This window comes from bacterium (assembly GCA_040755795.1).
Classification (GTDB): domain Bacteria; phylum UBA9089; class CG2-30-40-21; order CG2-30-40-21; family SBAY01; genus JBFLXS01.
The window spans coordinates 1-1,289 of sequence record JBFLXS010000705.1 but is presented as its reverse complement, the minus strand read 5'-3'; the positions used below and the strand labels follow the sequence as shown (position 1 = coordinate 1,289).

General features: G+C 35.0%; 2 protein-coding genes. Both read left to right on the top strand.

The window, feature by feature from the left end; translation table 11 throughout:
* Positions 1 to 208: hypothetical protein (locus tag AB1414_21090; GenBank protein MEW6609908.1), on the top strand; the 208-nt coding region annotated here is incomplete at its 5' end.
* Between the two features lie 96 nt (positions 209 to 304).
* The coding region (locus tag AB1414_21085) for a trypsin-like peptidase domain-containing protein (GenBank protein ID MEW6609907.1) at positions 305 to 1,289 on the top strand (985 nt) is incomplete at its 3' end.

Here is a 1,289-nt window from a genome sequence, read left to right as displayed (position 1 = left end):
TCACCACCTTATTTTCCTTCCTTTGCGTCCTTTGCGAAATCTTCCTTTGCGCTCTTTGCGGTTAAATCTTTATACCTTTAAAAAACTTGAACATCAAGTATTAGTTTCTACTAATTTCAATTTTTTTAATAATATCCCCTTATCTCCTTTATCTCCATATCTCCTTTTCTTACACCACCTGAACGCTTACCCTCTTGAGAGGGGTTAGGGGTATGTTTTTCTCTGCGTCTCTGTGTCTGTGCGGTGAACAGTTACTAAATTTTGTTGACATAATGAGGGAAAAGGTGTAAAATAATATATTAAAGTGATAAGTAGCTTATTTATCTTTTTTATGATATTATTTGTTCCTTATGTTTTTGCTCAGGAGTTACTACCAACGGTTGCGGATGTAGTTAATGAAGTCAGCCCGGCGGTAGTATTGATAAAAGGTGAAAAAATCTCCCAAACATATCAACCAGGCAGGGTGATTATCAAGCATGATTATCGAATAGGCTCGGGGTTCATTATTGACCCGGCAGGCTATATCCTCACCTGCCACCATATTATTACTGATGCCGATAATATCGAGGTAGAACTTAAATCTGGTGAAAAATATGAGGCAAAAATACTTAAAATAGATAAGAAAACAGATATTAGTCTACTTAAGATTTCTCACAGAAAACCTTTACCTCAGGTCAAGATAGGAGACCCGACAAAGGTCCGAGAGGGAAATCCCATTATTATCATCGGCAATCCATTACCGCAACAGGTAAATATGCCCCCAAAGGCATTTAAACATTCAGTTGCTTGTGGCGTAATTGGTTCTACAGAACGGGTAAGTAATAATAACCTGCACCTATTTCAATTAAGTTTGCCAGTTAATTTTGGTAATAGTGGAGGTCCTTTATTCAATGAGTATGGCGAAGTCATTGGAATAGTTAATTCTAAAATGCTTACATTTAACGGCTATCCTCTGGAAGGAGTTGGGTTTGCTCTCTCTATTGAAGAAGCAAAGGAAATATTTAATGAATTTACTGTTTATAAAAGAAAAGAAAAACTCACTCTGTCTGATGATTTATCAAAAGACAAGGTTAAATTACTGACTCTTTTAGCCATTATCGCCGTTCTATTAACTTCCATATTATTTTTCAGAATATCTCAAAATAGATGGCGGCAATATAAGTTTATCAAGAAAAAACTCTATAAATGTGTTTATGCTGGTGACTATCAAAGGTTTTCTACAATTATTCATAAAGTATTGAAGAACTCCTTTATCAAAGGTAAAAATTATAGTCTTGAACCATTAATGA